This is a genomic window from Nonomuraea sp. NPDC050733, assembly GCF_040654215.1.
GTDB lineage: Bacteria > Actinomycetota > Actinomycetes > Streptosporangiales > Streptosporangiaceae > Nonomuraea.
In genome coordinates this window covers 67,220-90,714 of the sequence record NZ_JBFAHO010000001.1, presented here as the reverse complement: position 1 = coordinate 90,714, position 23,495 = coordinate 67,220, and the positions used below count along the sequence as shown (strand labels likewise).

Below are 23,495 nucleotides of genomic sequence, written 5' to 3'. Positions count from 1 at the left end.
GGTCCGCCCGGTCCGGCGGTCGCCGCCGCTCCGGCCTCTCCTGGGAGGGGCCGGGCGCGGGCGGCACGCCGCGGGTCAGCGCAGGTCCTTGAACGGGCGGACCTCGATCGGCAGCCCGCTGGCGGCCCCGATCCTGCGCGCCCACTCCAGCGCCCCGTCCAGGTCATCCGCCCGTACCACCACGAACCCGCCGATGTGCTCCTTGCCCTCGGTGTACGGGCCGTCGGTCATGAGCATCTCGCCGTCGCGTACCCGGACCACGGTGGAGCTGCTCGCCGCGTGCAGCCCGCCGTCGAACACCCACGCGCCCGCCTCCCGCATCTCCCGGTTCACGACCGCCAGCTCCCTCATGATCGGCTCCAGGAACTCCGGCGGCGGCGGGTCCCCGTCGGGCTGGTACAGGCTGAGCAGGTACTGCTGCATCGGTGTCTCCTCGGTGTCGTGGCCGGCGCCGTCGCCGTCCTCTCACCCTCTACACGAACGGACCGCGACCGGATCGACATCCAGGGCCCGGCGAGTTCACGACTTTCCCGCCTCCCATTCGGCGCGCAGCAGCTCGTACTCGACCTCGCCCTCCTCCGAGCCGTCGATCTGCTCCGGCCAGTCCTGGAAGAACGTCCGCGCGAACCGCATGCCGCACTTCTCCATCACCCGCCGGGAGCCGCGGTTCACGGTCATGGTCTGGGCGAACACCCGCCGGGCGCCCAGCTCGCCGAACGCCTTGTCGATCAGCGCCAGGGAGCCCTCCGTCGCGTACCCCTTGCCCCAGGACGCCTTGCGCAGCCGGTAGCCCAGCTCCGGCTCCGCGGGGTCGCCGCCCCGCGCGGGCCGCAGGTGGAACCAGCCGGCGAACTCGCCGGTGTCCCGCTCGATCGCCGCGAAGAAGCCGGAGCGGATGAACGCGGGGAGGATTTCCTCCACGATCTCCTCGCGCGGCGTGGGCTTGCCGCCGGACAGGAAGCGCATCACCTCGGGGTCGCTGTCCAGCTCGACCAGCAGGTCGGCGTCGTCCTCGGTGAAGCGGCGCAGCAGCAGCCGGTCGGTCGTCAGAATGATGTCCACGGGCCCACGGTAGCCAGCGGGGACGGCGCTCCTCGACGTGATTTCCGTGTCGCGGGACCGGCGGTGGAGTCACCGGTCCGGCTTCTCGACCGTGACCAGCACTTCGACCGGGTCGCAGTCCGGGGCGGTGGCGAGCAGGCGGATGTGGCCGGGCGCGGTCGGCTTCAGCACGGCGAGCGCGCGGCCCTGGTAGGTGTGGTGCTCGGTCGCGTCGAACCGTTCCTCGGTCGACGGGTCGGCGCTGCCGAAGCCGATCAGCGTCCCGTCGCCTGAGACGTCCACCCGCACGGGCCGGTCGGCTGCGGTGTGCACTGTCCCGGCCGCATCGACCAGGGTGAAGGTGATGTAGGCGAGGTCGCCGACGTCGGCCGTGATGACCGGCCGATCGGGTTCGGCGCGCAGCGCGACGGGGCCGGACGCGGTGCGCAGCAGGTCGCGGCCGGATTCGACGCCGTCACGGTAGGCGATCGCGAGCAGTTCGCCTGGTTCGTAGACGGTCTCGAACTCGGTGCGGAAGCGGTGTCGCTCGCCGACCGGGCGGCGCCCGAGGGAGCGGCCGTTGACCAGGAGTTCGACCTCGTCCGCGTCGCTGTACACCTCGACGATGATCGGGGCTGCTTCGTGGCCGGGCCAGGTCCAGGCGGCGATGGCGTCGCTCCAGGCCCACCGGCTGCTCATGACGGTCTTGCCATGGTGCTGCGGCCGCTGGACCGCGAGGTACGGCCGGCCGCGCAGGCCGAAGACGATCTCCCGGTAGTAGGAGGCGGGCAGCCGGTGGCCGGTGATGTCGATGTCGCCGCAGCCGGCCAGCAGGTACGGATACGGCGCCGCGAACGTGGGATGCGGAATGTCCGGTGTGGAGTACTGCGGCCGGCCGATGCCGACCTCGCCCAGGTAGTCCCAGCCGGTCCAGGTGAAATCGCCGATGACATGGCTGTGCTGCTCGACCAGTCGCCAGTTGTCGTCGATGCGGGTCGGGAAGGTCTCGGTGCCGAGGATGATCCGGTTCGGGAACAGCGTGCGGTCGGTCGCGTAGCGGATTTCCGAGTAGTTCATCCCGGCCACGTCGAGCAGGCTGTAGGACTCGGCGGTGCGGGTGGTCACCAGTTCGGAGGCGGCCACGGCGTTCACGTCGAATCCGCTGTCGGCCATCAGGGTGTTGACGCCGGTGTCCTCGCCTTCCCGGGATCGCAGGTCGGTGAGATCGGGCAGCAGAGCCAGCAGGTTGTTGACCGCGTTGGTGAGGAAGCGGGTGTCGTCCAGCGCGCGCACCTTCTCGGCGAGTCTGCGGCCCCACACGGCCCCGGAGACCGACCCGGCCTCGGGGATCTCGTTGCCGATGGAGTAGAGGACGACGCTGGGATGGTTGTAGTCCTTGGCCACCATCGCCTCGATGTCGCGTTCCCACCATTCCGGGAAGTCGAGGCTGTAGTCGAACGGGGTCTTGCCCCACGTCCACATGTCGAACGCCTCGTCCACCACCAGCATGCCGAGACGGTCACAGGCGTCGAGCATCGCGGTGCTCATGGGATGGTGCGACATGCGGATGGCGTTGAAACCCGCGTCCTTGAGCAGCCGCACGCGGCGCTCCTCGGCTCGGGCGAACGTCGCGGCGCCCAGCGGCCCGTTGTCGTGGTGCACGCACGCGCCGCGCAGCTTGACCGTCTCGCCGTTGATCCGCAGCCCGTGCTCGGGGTCCAGGCGCAAGGACCGGATGCCGAAGGCGGCCTCCACGGCGTCGATGCCCGTCATGGACACGGTGCATGTGTACATCGCGGGCGAGTCCGGGCTCCACAGCGAGGGCTCGCGAACGTACAGACGCTGGCGAGCGACGGCCGGTTCGCGGGGCTGTACCGTGATCGGCGCGGTGCCGGACGCGACGACGGCTCCCGCGGCGTCGCGGATCTCGGTGACCAGTTCGACCGTGCGGATGTCGATCGCGTCGTTCTCGATCGTGGTCACGACCTCCACCACCGCGCGCTCGGTGTCGATGTCCGGGGTGGTGACCTGGACGCCGTCCGGGCTGATGCGGACCACGTCGCCGACGAGCAGCCAGGTGTCGCGGTAGATGCCCGCGCCGGAGTACCAGCGCGAGTCCTGATGGGTGCGGCACTCCACCCGCACCTCGTTGTTCTCGCCGAACCGCAGGAACCGGTCGGCGTCGACGAGGAACCGCGAGTACCCGTACGGGCGCTGCCCGGCGTAGTTTCCGTTGATGAACACGGTGGCGTCCCGGTAGACGCCCTCGAACTCGAGCACGACCCGCCTGCCCCGGTGCTCCTCGGGTGCGAAGAACGTCTTGCGGTACTCGTACGCCCCGCCGGGGAAATAGGCGGCCGCGGCGCCGTCCGTGGTGGCCTCGCGGTCGCGGGTGAGCATCGCGTCGTGTGGCACCGTCACCGGCTCGTACGGGACCGCGGTCCCGGCCAGCTCGGCGAAAGGATTGACCTTCGGACGGAACTGCCAGTCGTCGTTGAACGATGTGCGGATCACGTGACTCCTCGGGGTTGAGAGTCTCCCGGAAGATCAGGAAGACGAATGTGGACGGGGAGACGCGGTGGAGCGCCGGACGACCAGGCTCGGAATGACCGAGAAGTGCGCGGCGGAGGTGCGGCCTTCGATGCGTTCGAGCAGCAGTCGTCCGGCCGTGCGGCCCATGACGACGCCGTCCTGGTCGACGGTGGTCAGCGCGATGTTGGGATGAGCGGCCAGCTTGGTGTTGTCGTAGCCGGCCACGGAGACGTCGCCCGGGACGGACAGGCCGGCCTCGTGCAGTGCGGCCAGGACGCCGAGGGCCGCCTCGTCGGAGCCGGCGAAGATCGCGGTGGGGCGGGGAGAGCGGCCCAGCAACTCGCGGGCGCCGTCGTAGCCCCCCTCCTCGGTGTACGAGGTCGTGGCGACGGCGATCTCGCCGGCCAGGTCGTGCTCGCGCATCACCCGCTCGTAGGTGTCGGCCCTGATGCGCGGCATCTGGTCGGCCGGCCGTACGTGCTCCTGGTGGAAGGTGATGTGCCCGATGCGCCGGTGGCCGAGCTCGATCAGGTGCTCCATGACGAGCTCGGAGCCGGTCCGGTCGTCGTCGACGATCGAGTCGTAGGCCGGGGACCGGTCGTGCCTGCCGAGCACCAGCGTCGGGATCTCGCGGGCCACCTGCTCCAGGTGCGTGCGAGCGGCGAGCGGGGCGATCATGAGGATGCCGTCCACCTGCCGGTCGATGAGGGCGTCGATGGCTCGTTTCTCGGTCTTGTCGCGGGTGCCGCCCTGGATCATGATCGCCTGATAGTCGGACTCGGTGAGCTGGTCCACCAGCCCGGTCATGATCTCGGCGTAGAAGGGGATCCCGATGTGCTGCATGAGCACGCCGATGGTGAACGACCGTCCGCGCAGCGCCCGCGCGGCCGCCTGAGGGCGATAGCCGAGCTCGTCGATGGCCCGCTTGACGCGGTCTCGCATGGACTGGCTGACGCCGTAGTCGTTCCGGATGACCTTGGAGACGGCCGCCTTGGAGACTCCGGCGTGTTTCGCCACGTCGGAGATCGTCACTCTTCGTCGTCGCTCAGGCGCGACCATGTGGATCCCTTCTCGAACCGGGTCCTGCCGATCCTATGGTGCCGAGATGGTCGCGCACGTAGACCGGTCTATGCAAGGTAGGGAAGGTCGAGAGCCTCTCCCGGGGATATTGTAGTGATGCCGCAGACCGGTCTACGTTTCTCTCGACCGTCTCTCGGGTCGCGCCACCTGTGCTCACCGGCCGCGCTCGACATCAGCGACGAGAACCGATGGTCCATGAATCCCTCTTGCGTCTTCTTCCCGTGGGACGGATCATCTCGATCATCAGCCCATGAAGTCGGGGGACCTTTGTGCTGTTTCGTGCCCAGGAAGGATGATTGATGATCCCTCGCGTACTGGCCGTCGTCGCCGTGGCAATCGCCGCACTCGCCACCGTACCGGCCGGCGCTCAGGCCACCCCCGCCTGCCGCGCCGGCTACATGTGCAACTCCCAGTACTACTCCGACTCGGCGCACACCACCTTGGTGGGGGTCAAGACGGAATTCTGCAGCGGTGAGGTCTCGACCTGGGGCCGGGTCACCCGCTACCTCGACTGGTCCACGAGTCCCTGTGCCTGATCGAAGGCATCCGGCAGCGCACGCACCGGAGGCGCTGCCGGATTCTCCGGCGCCCGCAAGAAGACCGTCCGGGCCCGCATCCGTCGACTCTCGATCGCCTGCAGGACACCCGCGGCGGTCATCGGCGCCGTCTTCGCCGCGGTCGCCCCGGTGCCGTGGCCGTATCGGCCTTGATCGATCTGGGACTCCATGTTGGGCCCAGATTGACGAATAGTGAGGAAATGTGGTCGGGTCGTAACTCTTGTTAGAGATGTGATGATTGAGACCGCTTCGGGGGTAGGCGTTAGATGTCGCGGTATCCACGGCACGCGTTCGCGCGCGTGCTCGCCTCCGCGTCCCTGGCCGGCGCCGTCCTGACGACCGGCTCCGTGGCGGCGAACGCGGCGGAGCCCCTGTCAGAGGCGGGTCCGGCGGGTGCCGGGGCAGTGGACGGCGCGACGCCCCACCCGATGCGGGGTCCCGTCCGGGCGGCGCAAGTCTCCGGCGCCGCCCGGACGATCCGTCCCCCGGTCCTGTCCCCGGCCGACTCCGCCGGGGTGCGGGTGCGGCCGGTGCCGGCCGTTCGCCGGCCCGCTCCCGCCACCGTGGACGTCCCCACGGAATCGTCCCCGGCCCTGCGGGACGCCGACGGCCGGCTCGCGGCCCCCGCCGCTCCGGAGATCACCGTCCCGGCCGGGCCCACGCTGGTGAGCGAGATCGAGCGCGAGGCGTCCCGCCAGGTCGGCGCGGACGGCCCCGGCGTACGGTCCGTGCTCCCCGACACCCGCGACGCCCGCCCGCTGACGGTGAAGCGCGCGCCGGCCACCTTGTCCCGCTCCCTCGCCGACACCCTCACCGGCGCCTTCCCCACAGGAGGCGGCACGGCGGGCGGCACGTCGGCCGGGGTGACGTACCGGCTGTGTGTGGAGAGCGCCGAGGTGCCGCTCTCGTGTTCGGCGGTCCGGCCCGTGGCGGTGCCCGTGGTGGCCGACGTGACCGGCGACGGCCTTCCCGACCTGGCCGCCGACCTGGTGCCCGCCGCCCGTCCCCAGGAGGGCGCCGTGGGCCTCGGGTTCGCCGTGCGGCGGCTGCCCGGCGCCGCCGGCCGGCTCAGGGCGCGCGTGTGGGCCGAGTTCGACGAGCGCGTGTCGGTCGGCTTCGACGGGCTCCGCAAGGGGGCGTCCCTGTCGGACGCCGACCGCGGCACGTTCACCGTCGACCTGTCCGGCAAGCGGGTGCGGGCAAGCGTGAAGCGTACGGAGCCGGGCGCCTCCGCGTCCGTCATGGCCGGTCTGACCGGCCGCGCCGCGGTGAGCCTCACCCAGACGCCCGCCACCGCGAGCCTCACCGTCGACGCCGGCCTCACCACCCCCGCGCTGGAGGTCTCCGCGTCCGCCCCCGCCAGGATCGACGCCGTGGCCGTGGACCGCGGCAGGTACACGCGGGCCGTGCTCGACCGCATGCCCACCCGCGCCCGGATCGAGCTGGCCCGCGGCGACGGGTCCGCGCGCGTGCGGTTCACCGGGTCCAGCCCGGCGGGACGCGCCGAGCTGCGGAGCTACGTGTACGGCGACGGCCGCCTGTCGCGGGCGATGACCGCCGAGCTGCGCGACGTGCCGCCGTCCCTGACCGCCGCGTACGAGACCGGCGGCGGGCGGCACACCCTGGAGGTGACCTCCGGCGGGGCGCGGGCGGGCGCCGCCAGGCTGCTCTACTTCGACCGGGCCGCCGGTCAGACCGTGCTGCGGGCCGAGCTGGACGGCCTGCCGGCCAAGGTGCGCCTGGAGAGCGACCCGGCCGCCGACCGCGTCACCCAGACCGCCGGCACCGCCATCGGCAGGCTCGCCGTGGTGCTCCAGCGGGGCGGCGGCGCGGTGTCCAGCCCCCGCGGCGGGCACGTCACCATGATCAAGGACGGTGCGGCGCTGGGCGTCTCGGCGCTGCTGACCCGGGTGTCGGGGCTCGACGTGACGTACGGCTCCGCGCCGCGCGCCCGCCTGGAGGGCGGCTCGGGCGGGCCCTTCGTCGCCGCGGCGAGTCTCGACGGCACGCGGCTGGCCCGGGTCGAGCTGTCCGACACGCCCGGCGACGTCGACGTGAGCCTCGACCCGGCCGCCGGGAAGGCCGTCTACCGGGGCACGGGGGTGATCCGCCGGGCGCGGGCCTCGTACACGGACCTGAAGGCGGGACCGACGGTGGACGCCACGGTGTCCGGAGTGCGGGGAGAGGTGGCGGCGTCGTGGGCGCTGGGGGAGCGGTCCGTGGTCGAGGTCCGCGGGACGTCCCGGCTGCCCCGGGTCCGCCTGTACGCGACCAGGAAGCCCGCCGCCGGCACCGCCGAACAGGCGGACGACGTGCGGGCGGAGATCGGCGGCGCGGGTCGGCGCGTGCGGCTGGTGGCCGACACCGCCGCCCGTACCCTCACCTGGACGTCCGACCGGCCCGTCGGCTCCGTCGCCGCGCTGGCCCGTGCCCGGGTCGACGGCCGCTACGTCCGGGCCTCCGCCCGCGTCACCGGCGTGCCGGCTCGCCTCGACGCCTCCTGGGACGCCGGGGCGTACCGGTTCCGCGGCCTGTCGGGGCCGGTCGGGTCGGCGGAGCTGGCCTTCACCAACCACGACGGCGCCCGCGCGCCCGCCGGGCCGCACCTGGCGGCCCACTTCGACGAGGCCACCGGTGACCTGGACGCGAGCGTGCGGGTCACCGGGCTGAGGAGCGTGGAGTTCAGCCCGGAGGCGGCCGGGTTCACGGCCGGGTTCGGGGCGGCGCGGCAGCGGCTCGCCCTCGACGCCGACGTCACGCGCGGCGGCCTGCGGTTCGGGCTGCTCGGCCACGTCGGTCCCGTCCCCGGACGCCTGTCGGTCACGTCCGCCGGCGGCGTGATCACGTACTCCGGCGCCGTCGATCCGTCCGTGCCGGGGAAGGGCGCGCGGCTGGACCTGCGGGCGCGGGCCTGGGCGGGCAAGGCGGCAGCCCTGCGCGGCATGGCCGCCGCCCCCGCCGTGGCCGGCGGCGTCTCGCTGGTGGACGGCGGCTGCCCGCCCGGGTCGCCGGGCTGCGCGGACGGGCCGTTCTGCGTCGCCGGGCGCGGCTGCTTCGGGGTCCAGGCGTACGTGGACCTGACCGGGCTGCCGGACCGCGTCACCGTGGACCCGGCCAGGAGGGCGGTCACCTTCGACGGGTTCCGGCCCGGGGGCGGGAGCCTGGACGTGTACCTCGCCAGCACCGTCCTCGCCCCCGTCCCGGTCAAGGTGCGGGCCACGCTCGCGGGGCTGCCGCGTACCGTCACCAGCATGGCGGTCGGGCCGTTCGAGGTGGGCGGCGGCGGGGTCGTGCGGGCCGCGTACAGCGTCCGGCCGGCGGCCACGCTCGGCTCGCTCACCCTGCACGCCGAGGCCGGCGGGGTGCGCGGGCGGGTGGCGGTCGAGCCCGTGCCCGCGACGCTGGCCGTCCAGGGGACATACGGGGCCCGCACCCGGGTCCGCGTCACCGACTCCTCGCCCGTACGCCGGCTCAGCGCCGCGGTCACGGTGCCGGGGGCGGGCAGCGGCGAGCTCAGCCTCAGCGACGTCCCGGCCGTCCTCGGGCTGGACGCCGACGCCTCCGGTGGAGCGCTGCGCGTCCCGGCCGTCACGTACAAGGCCGTCACGTACAAGGCCGCGCCCGGATCGGGGAAGGCGGCCGGGCAGGGTACGCGCGGCCGGGCCGGTGAAGGGGTGAACGCGCTCGACGGGCGGCTGGCCGTGGAGGGCCGGCTCGTCGACCCGTCCGGGCGGCTCGGCGGCGTGGCGCTCTCCGTCACCGACCTGGCCGCGGACACCACCATCCGGCCCGGCCCCGGCGGCCAGGGCGTCGACCTGGCGTCCAGGCCCGTGCCCACCGGCCGGGTCGCCGTCCGGGCCGGCCTCACCGTGGACCCGGTCGCCCGCCAGCGCGTCGCCGTGAGCAAGGATGTCCCGTACACGACCGGCTTCCTGTCGTACCAGGTGGGCGGCGACTTCGCGCTGGGCCGCAGCACGATCGGGGACGTCTCGCTCGCGGTGCGGCGCGTGTCGTGGCTGCGGGTGCGGCCGGGCCGGATCCCGTTCGGGCTGCGGGCGCCCGCCGCGCTGGGCTACCTCACGCCGGGGTTCGAGGGCGCGTACGACCGGCTGGACCTCGCCGCCAAGGGTGTGGACCTGCGTCCCGACGTACGCCTGGACGTGCGGCTGAGCCGCAAGGTCGGCGCCGACGTGTTCCACGACTCGGTGCGGCTGGGCCGCGCGACCTCCCTCACGCTGCGCCGCTACGACCAGCGGATGCGGCGCATCAGCGCCCGGCAGGCGATCAGCGCCGCCGGGGTGCGGCTGGCCTGCCTGACCGTGGACGCCCGGCCGGGGTTCGCGGAGCGAGGCGCGAGCGGCTCCATCAGGCTGCGGGGCGCGGACGGGCCGCAGATGGTGTCGCTGCTCGACCCGGGCGGCCAGGTGCCGGACTACGTGGTGGACCTGCTCACGCACTTCATGTCGCCGTTCCCGGACGCCGGGTGGAAGGTGGCCGGCGTCAAGGCCGGCCGCTGCGACGTCCCCTCGGCCGGGCCCGCCGCCCGCTGACCCCGGCTCCGGCTCGGCGGGAACGGGCGGCGCCAGGGAAGCGGCATCAGGGGCGGGCGGCGGCTTCGGTGAGGGAGCGGGTCAGCCGGCCCAGCGTCCGGTGCAGCTCGGCCAGCTCGTCCGGCCGCATGCCCGACGCCTCCCCGATCCGCCGGGGCAGCGGCTCGGCCCGTGTCCGCAGCAGCGCCCCCTCGGGCGTCAGCCGCACCAGCACCGACCGCTCGTCCCCGGCGTCGCGCTCCCGGCGTACGAGCCCCGCCGCCTCCAGGCGCTTGAGCAGCGGCGACAGCGTGCCCGAGTCGAGCCGCAGCGCCACTCCGAGATCCTTGACCGACACCTGCCGCCGCTCCCACAGCACCAGCATCACGAGGTACTGCGGGTAGGTCAGCCCGAGCGCCGCCAGCTCACGCCGGTAGACCGCGTCGAGGGCGCGGGAGGCGGCGTGCACGGCGAAGCACACCTGGTCGTCGAGGCGCAGGGCATCCATACGGGCATGATACCCGGTTTGACTGTTGCCAATTAAGTTGTGCACAATCGAGTTGCGTCCAACCATAAGGAGCGAGTCCATGAGCGTTCTCTACACCGCCATCGCCACCGCCACCGGCCGCGAGGGCCGTGCCGTCACCTCCGACGGCAGGCTCGACGTGGCCCTGGCCCCGCCGAAGGAGATGGGCGGCACCGGCGCCGGCACCAACCCCGAGCAGCTCTTCGCCGCCGGCTACGCCGCCTGCTTCGCCAGCGCCCTCGGCGTCGTCGCCAGGCGCGCCAAGGCCGACGTGTCGGAGGCGTCCGTCACCGCCGAGGTCGGCATCGGGCCGAACGACGCCGGTGGCTACGCGCTGTCCGTCGTGCTGCGCGTCGAACTGCCCGACCACCTGCAGGGCGAGGAGGGACGCGCCCTGGTGGAGGCCGCCCACCAGGTCTGCCCCTACTCCAACGCCACCCGCGGAAACATCCCGGTCGAGCTCGTCGTCGAGTGACCCCGGCCTGAGGGCAGGGTCAGGCGGTCAGGGCGTCGCCCAGCCGGATGAGGGTCAGGCCCGGCCGGCGCACCAGCTCCCGCACCGTCCATACCTGCTCGTCCACGACCGTCCCGTCCAGCCGCATCCGCGCCCCCACCCGCAGCACCGGCCGCCCCGTGTCGTCGCGGACGAGCTGGGCCCGTGACTCGGTCTCGTCCGTGAACAGCAGCAGGAAGTCGCTCGGGTCGGCGGGGGCCTCCATGGCGAGGCCGGGCTGGAGAGCGGGGTGCGCGATCTTCACCAGGTGGTCGTTCATTCGCCCGCCCCTACCCCGGGAAGGGCCCCGGAACGCGTTCCCGACCCCGGGGATAGCGCTTGCCACGGGCATGCGATGAAATGTCACCGACCGTTCCCCGGGTTCCACAGGTTGGGAGATCTTCGTGGCCCTGTTCGACCTGCCGCTTGAGCAACTCCGCTCGTACCGCCCCGAGCGCGACGAGCCCGCCGACTTCGCGGACTTCTGGACGCGCACGCTGGAGGAGGCCCGGCAATTCGACCTCGCCCCCGAGTTCACGCGGTACGACCTGCCGCTCGCCTCGGTGGACGTGTACGACGTGTCGTTCGCGGGCTGGGGCGGCCACCGGATCAGCGGCTGGTTCCTCGCCCCGCGCGACGCGGAGGGCCCCCTGCCCTGCGTGATGCACTACATCGGCTACTCCGGCGGGCGCGGCTTCCCGCACGACCACCTGATGTGGCCGGCGGCGGGGTACGCGGTGTTCGTCATGGAGACCCGCGGCCACGGCGGCGCCAGCACGGGACACCCGGGCGCCACCGGCGACCCCCACGGCGGCACGCACCCGCACGCGCCCGGCATGATGACCAAGGGCATCCTCGACCCGGAGGAGTACTACTACCGCCGGGTCTTCACCGACGCCGCCCGCGCCGTGGAGGTCGCGGCCGGGCACCCGGCGGTGGACGAGAGCCGGATCATCGTCTCGGGCGGCAGCCAGGGCGGCGGCATCGCGCAGGCCACGGCCGCCCTGTGCCCGTCGGTCGCGGGGGCGCTCATCGACGTGCCGTTCCTGACCCACTTCCGCCGGGCCGTCGAGATCACCGACCGCGACCCGTACCAGGAGATCGTGCGCTTCCTCGCCAGCCGTCGCGGCGACGAGGAGCAGGTCTTCCGCACGCTGGCCTACTTCGACGGCCTGCACTTCGCGGCCCGCGGCGAGGTCCCGGCGCTGTACTCGGTGGCGCTCATGGACGACATCTGCCCGCCGTCCACCGTCTTCGCCGCCTACAACCACTGGCAGGGCCCGAAGGAGATCACGGTCTGGCCGTGGAACAAGCACGAGGGCGGCCAGGGCTTCCAGCGCGAGGAGCAGCTCCGGTACGTGCACAAGCTCCTGTCCGGCGACGTCTGAGAAGCGGCGGGCACGCCACCGGCCCGGCACGACAAGGCGTGCCGGGCCGGGGGGCGGCCCGCGGGTCCCCCGTCAGGCCGGGGCCGCCGCGTGGGATGTCAGGTGGTCTGGTCGGTGACGAGGAACGAGACGGCTCCCTTGTCGTCGGCCCCCGCGTCCAGCGACTTGTCGTCGAGGACGGTGGCGGCCACCGGGTCGAGGTAGACGCGGGCGCCCTCGGTCTCGACGACCGCGTCCGTCGGCTCGGGCTGCTGGGCCAGCGAAAGGGTGAGCGTACCCGTGTCCTGCCCCTGCGACGCGATGCGGACGCCGCTCTGCGAGGGCTCCGGCGCGGAGGCCGTGAGGTCGCGGATGGCCTGGGCTGCGTTTTCTGTCAGGGTGAGCACTAGGGCTCCTCCTCGTGATTGACGTGCAGGAATTGCCTGCCATGCCCGCTCGTTCCCCGCCCAACCCTTCCCCTACATGATTTTTACGCATATATCGGGCGCCGGGCGATGCCGACTCACAGCTCGGCGAAGCGCTCCACGGCGTCCGTCCGGCCCGAGACGATGATCACGTCGTTGTACGTCAGCTCCGTCTCCGCCGTGGCGTACGTGAACTCCTCACCGGGACTCTTGACCGCGACGATCGTGATGCCGTACTTGCGGCGCAGGTGGGAGCGGCCCAGGGGCACGCCCACGTACTCCTTCGGCGGCCGGGTCTTGGCCAGCGCGAAGCCCTCGTCCACCTGCATGTAGTCGAGCATGCGGCCGCTCACCAGGTGCGCGACGCGCTCGCCCATGTCGTGCTCGGGCAGGACGACGTGGTGGGCGCCGATGCGGCTGAGGATGCGGCCGTGCTGCTTGCTGACGGCCTTGGCCCAGATGTCGTCGATCTCCAGCTCCACGAGCAGCGAGGCGGTCAGGATGCTGGCCTCCAGGTCGCCGCCGATGGCGACGACCGCCCGGTAGAAGTCGGGCACGCCGAGCTGCCGCAGCGCCTCCATGTCGGTGGCGTCGGCCGCGGCGATCTGCGTGATCTGCCCGGCGAGCGCCTGCACGACCTTGGGCCGCCGGTCGATGGCGAGCACCTCGGTGCCGTGCCGCGCCAGCTCCAGCGCCAGCGACGTGCCGAACCGGCCGAGCCCGATGACCACGACCGGGTCGAGCTTCTTGTCAGCCACGGGGGAGTAGCTCCTCAGGTGGGAAGTGGGGGTCAGAGAAGGTAACGCAGCCACAGGTACGGCGTCGCCAGCGCGACCGTGACGACCATGACGACCAGACCGTACCTGGTGAAGCCCCAGAAGCTGATCGGCGTGCCGTTGCGGGCGGCGATGCCGATCACCACGACGTTGGCCGCCGCGCCGACGGCGGTGGCGTTGCCGCCGAGGTCGGCGCCGAGCGCCAGCGCCCACCACAGCACCTGCCCCTGATGCTCGCCGCTCGCCCGCACGAGCTGCTCCACGATGGGGCTCATGGTGGCGACGTACGGGATGTTGTCCACGATCGCCGACAGCCCGGCCGACCCCCACAGCAGCGCCATGGTGGTGGCGGCCGGCCGTCCCTCGGCCGCTCCGGCGGCGGCTCGCGCGACCTCGCCGATGACGCCGGTGTGGACGAGCGCGCCCACCATGACGAACAGCCCGGCGAAGAACACCAGCGTCGGCCACTCGACCTCGGCCAGGGCCTCCTCGGTGGTGACCGGGGTCAGGGCGACCAGCACCCCGGCGCCGAGCAGCGCCACGATCGACGGCTCGTAGTGCAGCACAGGATGCAGCACGAACGCCGCCATGACCAGCCCCAGCACCACGAGGCTCTGCCACAGCAGGCGCCGGTCGGCGATGGCCTCCCGCTCGTTCAGCGCCATGATCTCCGCCGCCCGCGCCGGGTCGTACCGGAACGCCCGGCGGAACAGCACCCGGCACAGCAGCGCGAACGCCGCCACCAGCACCACGACCAGCGGCGCGAGGTGGACGAGGAAGTCGTTGAAGGTGAGCCCGGCCCGGCTGGCGATGATGATGTTCGGCGGGTCGCCGACGAGCGTGGCCGTGCCGCCGATGTTGGAGGCCATGGCCTCGGCGATGAGGAACGGCGCGACCGGCAGCGCCAGCCGCTCGCACACCAGGAACGTCACGGGCGCCACGAGCAGCACGGTCGTGACGTTGTCGAGCAGCGCCGACGCCGACGCGGTGATCACCACCAGCAGCACCATGAGCCGGTACGGCCGCCCGCGGGCGCGCTTGGCCGCCCAGATCGCCAGGTACTCGAACACGCCGGTGCGCTTCAGCACCCCCACGATGATCATCATGCCGAGCAGCAGGAACACGACGTTCCAGTCGATGCCGGTGCTCTCGGAGAAGAACGCGGGCCCGGCGGCGGTGGCGTGGATCACCAGCATGATCCCGGCGCCGCCCAGCGCCGCGGCGACCCGGTGCACCTTCTCCGTGGCGATCAGCGTGTACGCGCCGAGGAAGACGGCGAGCGCCAGCCAGGCCGTCAGCGTCACTGCTCGACCAGCCGGTCCACCAGCGCCTGGAGCGTCACGGCCCCGCGCAGCCCGCTCTCGTCCACCACGGCCACGAGCGGGCTGTGCGTGCGCGCCATGAGCGCGGCCAGCTCCAGCACCGTGGCGTCGGGGTCGGCCACGGGCAGCTCGCGTGGCCGGGGCGGCAGCGCCTCGCGCACCGTACGCCCCGCGATGGAGCGCATGAACATGTCGGCGTGCGCCTCGTCGACGACACGCGCGAGCGCGGGATCCTCCAGGCAGTAGCCCGGCACGGCCAGGCGCAGCACCTGGGTGCCCGGCAGGATGCCGGCCGGCAGCCCGCGCTCGTCCACCACGATCAGGCCCGGCAGGTCCTGCTCGGCCAGCAGACGGGCGGCATCGGCCACCGGGGTGTCGAGACCCACGGTGGGGAAGTCGGCGACGAGGTCGCTGGCACGCATGAACGGCACTCCCGGGGCACGACGACAGGACCGCCGACCAGCCTTCCCGGCACACCGTGGATCAACCTACCGCCTCCGCCGGGCCCGCCGCTCGCCGCCCCGCCCACGCCCCGGTCCGGCGACACGAGCCGGCTGGAGGCCGCTCCGCCGAGCGGCGCGCAGCACAGCAGGTCATCAGGGGCGGACGGTGACGACCATCTGGGTGCCGTCCTCGCGCACGTGGCAGCCGTCGTCGGCGAGCAGCGTGCGTAACGCGAGCCGTACCGCGCCCCGGATCAGGCGGTAGCGGGCCGCGTGCTCCTCGCCGGGCGTGGCGTCCGGCTCCCACGAGACGACCACGCCCCGGCCGGGATCGTGCCAGACGCGGAGGCCGCCGTCGCCGTCGGCCTCGGGACGCTCCACGGTGAACCCCGCCTCCGAGAGCCGGTGGCGTACGCGGCTCTCCAGGACGGCGGCGTCGAGGGGTGCGGAGCTCACGACGATCATCTTCCCGTGCCGGACCGGTCCATGCCTGGTGTCCCCGGCACGCATACACCCGCCCGCACCGGCTAGGGGATCACCGGCCAGAGCCGCTCACGAGGGGCCGCCGTCGAAAGACGGCCGTGGAGACACCACCGGCATGAACGCCGGCCAGAGACGAGGGAGCCGCCCATGACCTCCGCCAACGCGCCGCTCACAATGACGTCCGCAGTGACGTCCACAGTGACGTCCACAGCGAGCCCGACGACGACGGGCGCCGATCCCGGGGGGATCGCCGGCTGGGCCATGGGGATCATGGAGACGCTCGGGGCGCCCGGCGCCGGGCTCGTCGTGGCGCTGGAGAACGTGTTCCCGCCGCTGCCCAGTGAGGTCATCCTGCCGCTGGCCGGCTTCTCGGCGGGCAGGGGGCAGATGGCCCTGTGGGAGGTGCTGCTGTGGACGACGCTCGGCTCGGTGGCGGGGGCGCTGGCGCTGTACGGGCTGGGTGCGCTGCTGGGACGCGAACGCACCCACGCCCTGGCCGCGAAGGTGCCGCTGGTCAAGCCGTCCGACGTCGAGCGGGCCGAGGACTGGTTCGCCCGGCACGGCCGTAAGACCGTGCTGTTCGGGCGGATGGTGCCGGTCTTCCGCAGCCTCATCTCCGTGCCGGCCGGGCTGGAGCGCATGCCGCTGGTCACCTTTGCCGCGCTGACGGCGCTCGGCAGCTTCGTCTGGAACACGGCGCTCGTGGCGGCCGGCTACCTGCTGGGCGGCAACTGGTCGCGGGTGCAGGAGTACGTCGGCACCGGCACGAACATCCTGCTCGGCCTCGCCGCGGCGGCGGTCCTGGTCGTCGCGGGCCGTCGCCTCGCCGAGAGCCGCAGGTCGTCCCAGTCCTCCAGATCCTCCGAGCCGTCCGGGGCGTCCCGGGAACTGACCCCCCGGCACCACGTCAGAGGCCGTACGTCTCCAGCAGGCGCAGCCAGATCTCGCTGACCGTCGGGAACGACGGGACGGCGTGCCACAGCCGCTCCAGCGGCACCTCACCCGTGACCGCGATCGTCGCCCCGTGCAGCAGCTCGGCCGAGCCCGGACCGGCGAACGTCACCCCGAGCAGCACCCGCCGGTCCTCGTCCACGACCGCCTTGGCGCGCCCCCGGTAGCCGTCGCCGAGCAGGTAGGCGCCCGACACCGCGCCCATGTCGTACTCCACGGTCCGGACCCGGAACCCCGCCTCCCGCGCGGCCTGCTCGGTGCGGCCCACCGAGCAGAGCTGCGGGTCGGTGAAGACCACCTGCGGCGCGCCGTGACCGTCGGCCGTGTCGCGCAGCGCCGGCAGGTCGTCGGGCTCGCCCTTGGCCCGCGCGGCGATGACGTCGCCGCACACCCGCGCCTGGTACTTGCCCATGTGGGTGAGCAGGGCCCGCCCGTTGACGTCACCGATGGCGTACAGCCAGCCGCCGTCGGCGCCGGTGGCGCGCATGCTGTCGTCGACCTCGACGTAGCGGCCCGGCGTCAGCCCGACGGTCTCCAGTCCGACGTCGGACGTGGCGGGCTTACGGCCGGTCGCCACGAGCAGCTCGTCGGCCTCCACCGGCGGCCCGTCGGGCAGGCGGACGGTGACCTTGCCGCCCGGCTCGGGCCGCTCCACCGCGACCGCGTCGGTGTGGAACCGCACGTCGATCCCCGCGTCGGCGAACGAGGCCGCCAGCAGCTCGCCGGCGAACGGCTCCATCCGGGGCAGCAGCCGGTCGCCGCGCACGAGGACGGTCGTCTGCCGCGCGCCGAGGCCGTGCATGGCCTGCGCCATCTCACAGGCGACCACGCCGCCGCCGATGACGGCCAGCCGCTCGGGCACCGAGGCGGCGGCCGTCACCTCGTGGCTGGTCCAGGGGGCGGCCTCGCGCAGGCCGGGCACCGGCGGAACGGCCGGGGTGCTGCCCGTGGCGAGCACCACCGCGTGCCGCGCGGTCAGCGTCCGCTCGGAGCCGTCGGGCCCGGTGACGCGGACCCGGCGCGGGCCGTCGAGCCGGCCGGTGCCGCGCACCATCGTGGCCGGCACCCCGTTCAGCCACTCCACCTGCCCGGAGTCGTCGTAGTGCGCCACCGCCTCGTCGCGCCGAGCCAGCACCTTGCCGGCGTCGATGGGGCCGAGCGTCAGGCCGGGCACGCGGGCCACCTCGGCCGCCAGCTCCACGGGGCGCAGCAGCGCCTTGCTGGGGATGCACGCCCAGTAGGAGCACTCGCCGCCCAGCAGGCGGTTCTCCACGAGGGCGGCGGTGAGCCCGCCCCGCACGGCCCGCGCCGCGGCGTTCTCCCCGGCGGGACCGCCGCCGATCACGATCACGTCGAACTCGTCACCCACGTCTGCCTCCCACATCTCACCGGCATGCCGGCACCAGCCTTTCAGAAGGTGCCACTCCCGGGCGAAGCCGGGGCGGGGGCCCGGTCCACCGGACCGGTGTCCTCGTGCAGCGACACGTTGAAGCGGACGTCGCGGAAGGCGCACTCCTCGAACACCGATCCGCGGTCGGTCGCCTCGGTCATGTCCACGCCGGAGAACGGGACCCGCCGGTGGACCTCGCGGTCCAGCTCGCGCCCGTCCCGGTCGGCGGAGCGGATCGTCGTGTCGGTGGGAGGGAGCGGTGCCCGTGCGCGCGTTCGGCCATGGCCGGCAGGCCAGCGACCGCCCCCGACGGTTCCCGCGGTGAGGTGGGTCAGCCCGTCTCGCCGGCGGCCCGGCGGGTCAGGGAGTCGATCAGGGGCTGCACGAGCTTGGCCGCCAGGGGCCCGAAGGCCGCCAGGATCAGCACGTACGCCGCGGCCAGCGGTCCGAGGTCCGGGTGGACCCCGGCCGCCACGGCGAGCCCGGCGATCACGATGTTGAACTCGCCCCGGGGGATGAGCGCGATGCCGGCGCGGGCCTGGCCGGCGCGGGCGATGCCCGCCCGGCGGGCCGCGTACATGCCCGTCAGCAGCTTGGTGACCATGCTGATCACGGCCAGCAGCGCCGCCAGGCCCGCCACGGGCAGGATCTTCGCCGGGTCGGTCTGCAGGCCGAAGAAGACGAAGAACACCGCGGCGAACAGGTCGCGCAGCGGCTCCAGCAGCGCCCGCGCGTCGTGGGCGAGCTGCCCGGACAGGGCGATGCCCACGAGGAACGCGCCGACCGCCGCCGACACCTGGAGCTGCTGGGCCAGCCCGGCCACGAGCAGCGCGAGCCCGACGACCTTGAGCAGCAGCACCTCGGAGTTGGGGCTGGAGACGAACGCCTCGATGAAGCGGCCGTAGCGCAGCGCGACCAGCAGCACCACGCTGACCGTGGCCAGCGCGACGGCCACGGTGACGGCGCCGCTCACCAGGCTCAGCCCGGCCAGCAGGGCCGTCAGCACCGGCAGGTAGAGGGCCATCGTCAGGTCCTCGAACACCAGCAGCGACAGCACCGTCGGCGTCTCCCGGTTACCGATCCAGCCCAGGTCGGACAGGACCTTGGCGGTGATCCCTGAGGAGGTGGCGTAGGTGACGCCGGCCATCGCGACCGCCGCCACCGGCCCCCAGCCGAGCAGCAGCGCGCAGATCGCGCCGGGAGCGGCGTTGGCGACCAGGTCGACGAGCCCGGCCCGGGCGTTGCTCTTCAGGCTGGTGACCAGCTCGCCGGCGTTGTACTCCAGGCCGAGCGTGAGCAGCAGCAGGACGACGCCCAGCTCGGCTCCGGCGGAGATGAACTCCTCGCTCGTGGCCAGGGGCAGCACGCCGCCGGTGCCGAAGGCCAGCCCGGCGATCAGGTAGAGGGGGATGGGGGAGATCCCGGCCCGCAGGGCGAGGGCGCCGAGCACACCCAGGCCCAGAAGGACCGCACCGACTTCGACCAGAAGAATTGCAGTGTCGTGCACCCAGTGCCCTACCCGTGCGCCAGGATGTCGGCCACCTCGGCGGTGCTGTCAGCGCCGCCCACGACGACGACGATGTCGTTCGCCGCGAAGACGAAGTCCGGTCCGGGGCTGGTGAAGACCTGGGGCCCGCGCACCACCGCGACGATGGAGGCGTTGGTGCGGGTCCGCACACGCGCGTCGCCCATGGGCCGCCCGGTGTACGGGGAGCCGGGCGGGATGGGCAGCTGGAGGCTGACCAGGCCCTCGACCTGCTGGTGGAGCTGGTTGAGCCGCTGCACGATGCGGGGCGCGCCGAGCAGCTCGACGAGCGCCTCGGCCTCCTCGTCGTTCAGCTTGACCGTCTCGCAGGCGCGGTCGGGGTCGCCCTTGTCGTAGATGACCAGGTCACGACGCCCGGTCCGGTGGGAGATCACCGCCACCCGTCTGCCGCTCTGCGTCGTGAACTCGTGCCGTAGCCCGATGCCCGGCAGCGCAGTCTGCTCGACCTCCACCGTCTCCCCGCTCGCCCGATCCGCTGATGACACGACGACCGTACCATTTGGCGCCTTACATCCCTGTTGAGCGAATCAGGGCTGTGAGCGGGTCAGGCGAGCGGGAGAGCGGGGTCAGATGAGCGCGAGCGTCTGGCGGGCGATCTCCCACTCCTCGTCCGTCGGAACGACCAGCACGGCCGTCCGCGCCCCCTCCGGTGACACGGGCCGCTCCCCGGAGGCGTCCGCCGCGTTCCGCTCCGTGTCCACGGCGAGGCCGAACCGGTCCAGCCCGGCCAGCGCCTCGGCCCGCGTGGCCGGGTCGTGCTCGCCGACGCCGCCGGTGAACACGACGGCGTCCACCCGGCCGAGCACCGCGCAGAAGGCGCCGACGTACTTGCGGATGCGCCGCGTGTAGACGTCCAGGGCCAGCCCGGCGCGGGCGTCGCCGCCGGCGGCGCGCCGCCGCACCTCGCGCATGTCGCCGGACCCGGCCAGGGCGAGCAGCCCGCCCGCGCGGCTCAGCGCCTCCTCGGCCGCCTCCACGTCCAGGCCCCGCGCCCGCTTGAGGTAGCCGAGCAGCGCCGGGTCCACGTCGCCGGAGCGGGTGCCCATGACCAGGCCCTCCAGCGGCGTCAGCCCCATGGAGGTGTCCACGCTGCGGCCGCCCTCGATCGCGGTGGCGCTCGCGCCGTTGCCGAGGTGCAGCACGATCAGGTTCGTCTCCTCCAGGGAACGGCCCAGCAGCTCCGCGGCCCGCCCCGACACGTACGCGCAGGAGGTCCCGTGGAAGCCGAACCGCCGCACCTCCCACTCCCGCGGCACCGCGTACGTGTACGCCTCCGGCGGCAGCGTCTGGTGGAAGGCGGTGTCGAACACGGCGACCTGCGGCACGCCCGGGAAGGCGTCGCGCGCCACGCGCACGCCGGCCAGGTTCACCGGGTTGTGCAGCGGGGCGAGCGGCGCCAGCTCCTCGATGGCCGCCATCACGCCGTCGTCGACGAGCACCGCCTCGCGAAAGCGCGTCCCGCCGTGCACGACCCGGTGCCCGACCGCGACCGGGTCGAGCTCCGGCCCGGCCTTGTCGAACGCCTCCAGCACCGCCGCCAGCCCCTCGGCGTGCCCGGGGAAGGGCCCCTCGCGCTCGTACGGCCGGCTCTCCGCGCCGCCCGCGTGGTGGGTGAGCCGCCCCTCCTCCTCGCCGATCCGCTCGACCAGGCCCCGCGCCGCCCGCTCGCGGGACTCCACGTCGATCAGCTCGTACTTGATGGAGGAGGAGCCGGTGTTCAGGACGAGAATGCGTGCGGCCATGTCCACCCGCTGATCTCGGGAGCGTCCTCGCCGTACATCCGCGTGTACGCGCGGGCCTGCAGCCGGGCGTCCGACATGCGCTGGCGCAGGTGCGCCTGCGTGGTGCCGAGGCCCGGCACCCGGTCGATGACGTCCATGACGAGGTGGAAGCGGTCGATGTCGTTGAGCATCGCCATGTCGAACGGCGTCGTGGTGGTGCCCTCCTCCTTGTAGCCGCGCACGTGCAGGTGGGCGTGGCCGCTGCGGCGGTAGGTCAGCCGGTGGATGAGCTGCGGATAACCGTGGAAGTTGAAGATCACCGGCTTGTCCGGGGTGAACAGCGCGTCGTACTCGGCGTCCGGCATGCCGTGCGGGTGCTCGCTGCGCGGCTGCAGGCGCATGAGGTCCACGACGTTGATCACGCGCACCTTCAGCTGCGGCAGGTGCTCGCGCAGCATCGCCGCGGCGGCCAGCGTCTCCAGGGTGGGCACGTCGCCCGCGCAGGCCAGCACCACGTCCGGCTCGGCGCCCTCGTCGGTGCTCGCCCACGGCAGGATGCCGAGGCCGCGGGTGCAGTGCGCGATCGCCTCGTCGATCGTGAACAGGTCGAGGACCGGCTGCTTGCCGGCCACGATGACGTTGACGTAGTCGCGCGAGCGCAGGCAGTGGTCGCCGACCGACAGCAGCGTGTTCGCGTCCGGCGGCAGGTAGACCCGGACCACCGACGGCTTCTTGTTGACCACCACGTCGAGGAAGCCCGGGTCCTGGTGGCTGAAGCCGTTGTGGTCCTGCCGCCACACGTGCGACGACAGCAGGTACGTCAGCGAGGCCACGGGCCGCCGCCACGGGATCTTCTTGGACGACTCCAGCCACTTGGCGTGTTGGTTGAACATGGCGTCGATGATGTGGATGAACGCCTCGTAGCAGTTGAACAGCCCGTGCCGGCCGGTCAGCAGGTAGCCCTCCAGCCAGCCCTGGCACAGGTGCTCCGAGAGGATCTCCATGACCCGCCCGCCGGGCGCCAGGTTCTCGTCGGTGGGCTTCAGCTCGGCGTTCCAGGCCCGGTCGGTGACCTCGAAGACGCTCGACAGCCGGTTGGAGGCGGTCTCGTCCGGCCCCATCAGCCGGAACGTCTTCGGGTTGGCCGCGATGACGTCGCGCAGCAGCCCGCCGAGGACGCGGGTCGGCTCGTTGATCGAGGCGGCCGGCGACTTGACCTCGACGGCGTGCTCGCGGAAGTCCGGCAGCCGCAGCGGCGCCAGCAGCTCGCCGCCGTTGGTGTGCGGGTTCGCGCTCATCCGGCGCGGCCCGGCGGGCACGGTCCCGGTGACCTCGGGCACCGGCCGGCCCTGCGGCGTGAACAGCTCCTCGGGCCGGTAGGAGCGCATCCAGGTCTCCAGCATGGCCAGATGCTCGGCGTTGTCGCGGACGCCGGCCAGCGGCACCTGGTGGGCGCGCCACGTGCCCTCCACCGGCAGGCCGTCCACCTCGCGCGGGCCGGTCCATCCCTTGGGGGTGCGCAACACGATCATGGGCATCCGCTCCGCGTCACCCGCCCGGTACGCGGCGATCTCGTCGAACACCGTGTCCAGGGTGTCGGCCATCTCCTGGTGGTCCGGGCCCACCAGGTGCGGCCGGTAGCCGTAGCCGCGCATGAGCTGGAGCAGCTCCTGCTCGGGGATGCGAGCCAGGACCGTCGGGTTGGCGATCTTGTAGCCGTTGAGGTGCAGGATCGGCAGGACCGTACCGTCCTTGCGCCGGTCGAGCAGCTTGTTGGAGTGCCAGCTCGCCGCGAGCGGCCCCGTCTCCGCCTCGCCGTCGCCGATCACGCAGGCCACCACCAGGTCCGGGTTGTCGAAGGCCGCGCCGAAGGCGTGCGCCAGGCTGTAGCCCAGCTCGCCGCCCTCGTGGATGGAGCCGGGCGTCTCCGGCGCCACGTGGCTGGGAATCCCGCCGGGGAAGGAGAACTGGCGGAACAGCCGCCGCATGCCCTCCACGTCCTGGCCGATGTCGGGGTAGCGCTCCGTGTAGGAGCCCTCCAGCCAGGCGTGCGCCACCGCCGCCGGCCCGCCGTGGCCGGGCCCCGCGATGTAGATCATGTCCTGGTCACGACGCCTGATGATCCTGTTGAGGTGGGCGAAGCAGAAGTTGAGTCCGGGCGTGGTCCCCCAGTGGCCCAGCAGGCGCGGCTTCACGTGCTCGGCACGGAGCGGCTCCGTCAGAAGGGGGTTGTCCAGCAAATAGATCTGCCCGACGGACAGATAGTTCGCGGCCCGCCAGTACGCGTCGATATCGTCCATCCCATGATGGTTC

Annotated in this window: 22 protein-coding genes; 5 read left to right on the top strand and 17 right to left on the bottom strand. The window is 73.0% G+C overall.

What is annotated here, in order from left to right; genetic code table 11:
* Nucleotides 1–75 precede the first annotated feature (75 nt).
* The 4 genes from AB0H64_RS00365 to AB0H64_RS00350 all read right to left on the bottom strand — a co-directional run bounded on the left by AB0H64_RS00365 (nucleotide 76) and on the right by AB0H64_RS00350 (nucleotide 4,590).
* Nucleotides 76–423 carry a YciI family protein gene (locus AB0H64_RS00365; protein ID WP_357618127.1) on the bottom strand — a complete coding sequence of 116 codons (348 nt, stop codon included), beginning with the start codon at nucleotides 421–423 and terminating at the stop codon, nucleotides 76–78.
* Between the two features lie 96 nt (nucleotides 424–519).
* Entirely contained in the window at nucleotides 520–1,062 is a 543-nt protein-coding gene (locus AB0H64_RS00360) for a GNAT family N-acetyltransferase (RefSeq protein ID WP_357618124.1), read from the bottom strand.
* Nucleotides 1,063–1,131: 69 nt separating this feature from the next.
* Nucleotides 1,132–3,555, bottom strand: a complete 2,424-nt coding sequence (locus AB0H64_RS00355) for a glycoside hydrolase family 2 TIM barrel-domain containing protein (RefSeq protein WP_357618121.1) — start codon at nucleotides 3,553–3,555, stop codon at nucleotides 1,132–1,134.
* A 33-nt stretch (nucleotides 3,556–3,588) separates the two neighbouring features.
* Nucleotides 3,589–4,590, bottom strand: coding sequence for a LacI family DNA-binding transcriptional regulator (locus AB0H64_RS00350; protein ID WP_357618119.1), 1,002 nt, complete (start codon nucleotides 4,588–4,590; stop codon nucleotides 3,589–3,591).
* Between the two features lie 362 nt (nucleotides 4,591–4,952).
* On the opposite strand from AB0H64_RS00350, the gene AB0H64_RS00345 reads away from it, so the two are divergent.
* Together AB0H64_RS00345 and AB0H64_RS00340 are read left to right on the top strand one after the other, a co-directional pair.
* Complete coding sequence (locus AB0H64_RS00345) at nucleotides 4,953–5,189, top strand: DUF6289 family protein (RefSeq protein WP_357618116.1); 237 nt, start codon at nucleotides 4,953–4,955, stop codon at nucleotides 5,187–5,189.
* A gap of 287 nt (nucleotides 5,190–5,476) precedes the next feature.
* Nucleotides 5,477–9,760: a hypothetical protein gene (locus tag AB0H64_RS00340; protein ID WP_357618113.1), complete on the top strand. Its 4,284-nt coding sequence runs from the start codon at nucleotides 5,477–5,479 to the stop codon at nucleotides 9,758–9,760.
* 46 nt (nucleotides 9,761–9,806) lie between these two features.
* Here the strand turns inward: AB0H64_RS00340 and AB0H64_RS00335 are convergent, their stop codons facing one another.
* Nucleotides 9,807–10,247 (bottom strand): MarR family transcriptional regulator, encoded by a 441-nt coding sequence (locus AB0H64_RS00335; RefSeq protein ID WP_357618110.1) that lies wholly within the window; start codon nucleotides 10,245–10,247, stop codon nucleotides 9,807–9,809.
* Nucleotides 10,248–10,326: 79 nt separating this feature from the next.
* Here AB0H64_RS00335 and AB0H64_RS00330 point away from each other — a divergent pair, with 79 nt between their 5' ends.
* On the top strand, nucleotides 10,327–10,740 hold the full coding sequence (locus AB0H64_RS00330) for an organic hydroperoxide resistance protein (protein ID WP_357618107.1): 414 nt from the start codon (nucleotides 10,327–10,329) through the stop codon (nucleotides 10,738–10,740).
* 19 nt (nucleotides 10,741–10,759) lie between these two features.
* Here the strand turns inward: AB0H64_RS00330 and AB0H64_RS00325 are convergent, their stop codons facing one another.
* Nucleotides 10,760–11,038, bottom strand: coding sequence for a hypothetical protein (locus tag AB0H64_RS00325; protein WP_357618105.1), 279 nt, complete (start codon nucleotides 11,036–11,038; stop codon nucleotides 10,760–10,762).
* Between the two features lie 124 nt (nucleotides 11,039–11,162).
* Here AB0H64_RS00325 and AB0H64_RS00320 point away from each other — a divergent pair, with 124 nt between their 5' ends.
* Entirely contained in the window at nucleotides 11,163–12,146 is a 984-nt protein-coding gene (locus tag AB0H64_RS00320; protein ID WP_357618102.1) for an acetylxylan esterase, read from the top strand.
* Between the two features lie 98 nt (nucleotides 12,147–12,244).
* On the opposite strand, the gene AB0H64_RS00315 is transcribed toward AB0H64_RS00320, so the two are convergent.
* The 5 genes from AB0H64_RS00315 to AB0H64_RS00295 form a co-directional block, all read right to left on the bottom strand.
* Nucleotides 12,245–12,532 (bottom strand): Fe-S cluster assembly protein HesB, encoded by a 288-nt coding sequence (locus AB0H64_RS00315; protein WP_357618099.1) that lies wholly within the window; start codon nucleotides 12,530–12,532, stop codon nucleotides 12,245–12,247.
* A gap of 116 nt (nucleotides 12,533–12,648) precedes the next feature.
* Nucleotides 12,649–13,308, bottom strand: coding sequence for a TrkA family potassium uptake protein (locus AB0H64_RS00310; RefSeq protein ID WP_357618097.1), 660 nt, complete (start codon nucleotides 13,306–13,308; stop codon nucleotides 12,649–12,651).
* A 32-nt stretch (nucleotides 13,309–13,340) separates the two neighbouring features.
* The gene (locus AB0H64_RS00305; RefSeq protein WP_357618094.1) at nucleotides 13,341–14,630 is read right to left on the bottom strand and encodes an ArsB/NhaD family transporter; all 1,290 of its coding nucleotides are present in this window, start codon (nucleotides 14,628–14,630) and stop codon (nucleotides 13,341–13,343) included.
* Nucleotides 14,627–15,070: a CBS domain-containing protein gene (locus tag AB0H64_RS00300; RefSeq protein ID WP_357618091.1), complete on the bottom strand. Its 444-nt coding sequence runs from the start codon at nucleotides 15,068–15,070 to the stop codon at nucleotides 14,627–14,629. Before AB0H64_RS00300 ends, AB0H64_RS00305 begins: the two co-directional genes overlap by 4 nt.
* A gap of 174 nt (nucleotides 15,071–15,244) precedes the next feature.
* Entirely contained in the window at nucleotides 15,245–15,547 is a 303-nt protein-coding gene (locus AB0H64_RS00295) for a hypothetical protein (protein WP_357618088.1), read from the bottom strand.
* A 297-nt stretch (nucleotides 15,548–15,844) separates the two neighbouring features.
* Between AB0H64_RS00295 and AB0H64_RS00290 the strand changes: the two genes are divergently transcribed.
* Nucleotides 15,845–16,525, top strand: coding sequence for a DedA family protein (locus AB0H64_RS00290; protein WP_357619675.1), 681 nt, complete (start codon nucleotides 15,845–15,847; stop codon nucleotides 16,523–16,525).
* Here the strand turns inward: AB0H64_RS00290 and AB0H64_RS00285 are convergent.
* The 6 genes from AB0H64_RS00285 to AB0H64_RS00260 form a co-directional block, all read right to left on the bottom strand.
* Nucleotides 16,482–17,894: an NAD(P)/FAD-dependent oxidoreductase gene (locus tag AB0H64_RS00285; RefSeq protein ID WP_357618085.1), complete on the bottom strand. Its 1,413-nt coding sequence runs from the start codon at nucleotides 17,892–17,894 to the stop codon at nucleotides 16,482–16,484. The genes AB0H64_RS00290 and AB0H64_RS00285 overlap by 44 nt on opposite strands.
* Nucleotides 17,895–17,935: 41 nt before the next feature.
* A complete protein-coding gene (locus AB0H64_RS00280) occupies nucleotides 17,936–18,082 on the bottom strand; it encodes a hypothetical protein (protein ID WP_357618082.1) in 147 nt (48 codons plus the stop codon).
* A 164-nt stretch (nucleotides 18,083–18,246) separates the two neighbouring features.
* Nucleotides 18,247–19,422 carry a cation:proton antiporter gene (locus tag AB0H64_RS00275; RefSeq protein ID WP_357618078.1) on the bottom strand — a complete coding sequence of 392 codons (1,176 nt, stop codon included), beginning with the start codon at nucleotides 19,420–19,422 and terminating at the stop codon, nucleotides 18,247–18,249.
* An 8-nt stretch (nucleotides 19,423–19,430) separates the two neighbouring features.
* A complete protein-coding gene (locus AB0H64_RS00270; protein WP_357618076.1) occupies nucleotides 19,431–19,946 on the bottom strand; it encodes a cation:proton antiporter regulatory subunit in 516 nt (171 codons plus the stop codon).
* An 81-nt stretch (nucleotides 19,947–20,027) separates the two neighbouring features.
* Nucleotides 20,028–21,203 carry an acetate kinase gene (locus AB0H64_RS00265; protein ID WP_357618074.1) on the bottom strand — a complete coding sequence of 392 codons (1,176 nt, stop codon included), beginning with the start codon at nucleotides 21,201–21,203 and terminating at the stop codon, nucleotides 20,028–20,030.
* Nucleotides 21,179–23,482 carry a phosphoketolase family protein gene (locus AB0H64_RS00260; RefSeq protein ID WP_357618071.1) on the bottom strand — a complete coding sequence of 768 codons (2,304 nt, stop codon included), beginning with the start codon at nucleotides 23,480–23,482 and terminating at the stop codon, nucleotides 21,179–21,181. The genes AB0H64_RS00265 and AB0H64_RS00260 overlap by 25 nt, the downstream gene beginning before the upstream one ends.
* Nucleotides 23,483–23,495: the final 13 nt, after the last annotated feature.

Excerpts from the sequence above, each read along its gene's own strand:
- AB0H64_RS00335 (WP_357618110.1), bottom strand. The coding sequence starts at position 10,247 with ATGGATGCCCTGCGCCTCGACGACCAGGTGTGCTTCGCCGTGCACGCC.
- AB0H64_RS00325 (WP_357618105.1), bottom strand. The coding sequence starts at position 11,038 with ATGAACGACCACCTGGTGAAGATCGCGCACCCCGCTCTCCAGCCCGGC.
- AB0H64_RS00330 (WP_357618107.1), top strand. The coding sequence starts at position 10,327 with ATGAGCGTTCTCTACACCGCCATCGCCACCGCCACCGGCCGCGAGGGC.
- AB0H64_RS00300 (WP_357618091.1), bottom strand. The coding sequence starts at position 15,070 with ATGCGTGCCAGCGACCTCGTCGCCGACTTCCCCACCGTGGGTCTCGAC.
- AB0H64_RS00260 (WP_357618071.1), bottom strand. The coding sequence starts at position 23,482 with ATGGACGATATCGACGCGTACTGGCGGGCCGCGAACTATCTGTCCGTC.
- AB0H64_RS00265 (WP_357618074.1), bottom strand. The coding sequence starts at position 21,203 with ATGGCCGCACGCATTCTCGTCCTGAACACCGGCTCCTCCTCCATCAAG.
- AB0H64_RS00340 (WP_357618113.1), top strand. The coding sequence starts at position 5,477 with ATGTCGCGGTATCCACGGCACGCGTTCGCGCGCGTGCTCGCCTCCGCG.
- AB0H64_RS00345 (WP_357618116.1), top strand. The coding sequence starts at position 4,953 with ATGATCCCTCGCGTACTGGCCGTCGTCGCCGTGGCAATCGCCGCACTC.
- AB0H64_RS00365 (WP_357618127.1), bottom strand. The coding sequence starts at position 423 with ATGCAGCAGTACCTGCTCAGCCTGTACCAGCCCGACGGGGACCCGCCG.
- AB0H64_RS00290 (WP_357619675.1), top strand. The coding sequence starts at position 15,845 with ATGGAGACGCTCGGGGCGCCCGGCGCCGGGCTCGTCGTGGCGCTGGAG.